The 722-nt window shown below is 43.1% G+C and carries 1 protein-coding gene; it reads right to left on the bottom strand.

Features of this window, described 5'->3' with window-relative positions:
• Positions 1–62: 62 nt before the first annotated feature.
• Entirely contained in the window at positions 63–563 is a 501-nt protein-coding gene (locus QW71_RS36225) for an AAA family ATPase (protein ID WP_200906017.1), read from the bottom strand.
• Between the last annotated feature and the right edge of the window lie 159 nt (positions 564–722).

Below are 722 nucleotides of genomic sequence, written 5' to 3'. Positions count from 1 at the left end.
TTAGTTAACAATGTACTTAGATTGATCGAACTGGGCGGTTTCTTTACATTGCGAAGAAGTGATCAGCTAGTGGAGTTGGCAATGAGCTCAAGCTCGGTTACAACTTCATCAAGCGGCTTCCTGGTGTCGATCTCAACAGTAGCTCCAGCACGTAAGAGAGGCTCAACACTAGCGACGTATTGTATAATTTCTTCACGTTGTTCGACAGTTTTTCCATAATCGTTCGTCTTACGGGAAGCCACACGTTCAAGGATTACTTCGATGGGGGCACTTAACAACACTACTGCATCGAACATCGGGTAAAACTTCCCCTGATTTGATACACAACCCGAAATGAATAAAGTACCTTCGCTATGTTCAGTGAGCAGCTCATCGATTCGATTCTCATGCCATAACCACCCAGAACCATCCACATTCTCGCTCCAACCATCATAATCGGTGTCGATAACTCTATGCCCCCTATGAGCAAGTTCGCCCAGAACCGTTGATTTACCTGTACCCGACATCCCTGTCACCAGAATTATCGCCTTCTTTTTTGATATTGAGCCCGAAGTATTTGTCATATTTCCACTCCCTTTTTGAGAAAGTCCCTGGACTATATTAAAACATAAAGGCGATAAAGGAAGTTAAGTTAATTAATTCTCTCACTCATATAGTCGGGTTATTGTAACGCACAGTTTTCGTCAACTTCGCGTTATTTCTTATTGTGCTAACGGGAAACG

Origin of the sequence: Paenibacillus sp. IHB B 3415 (genome assembly GCF_000802655.2) — a bacterium.
GTDB classification, from domain to species: domain Bacteria; phylum Bacillota; class Bacilli; order Paenibacillales; family Paenibacillaceae; genus Paenibacillus_AQ; species Paenibacillus_AQ phytohabitans.
This window is presented reverse-complemented; position numbering and strand designations above follow the sequence as displayed.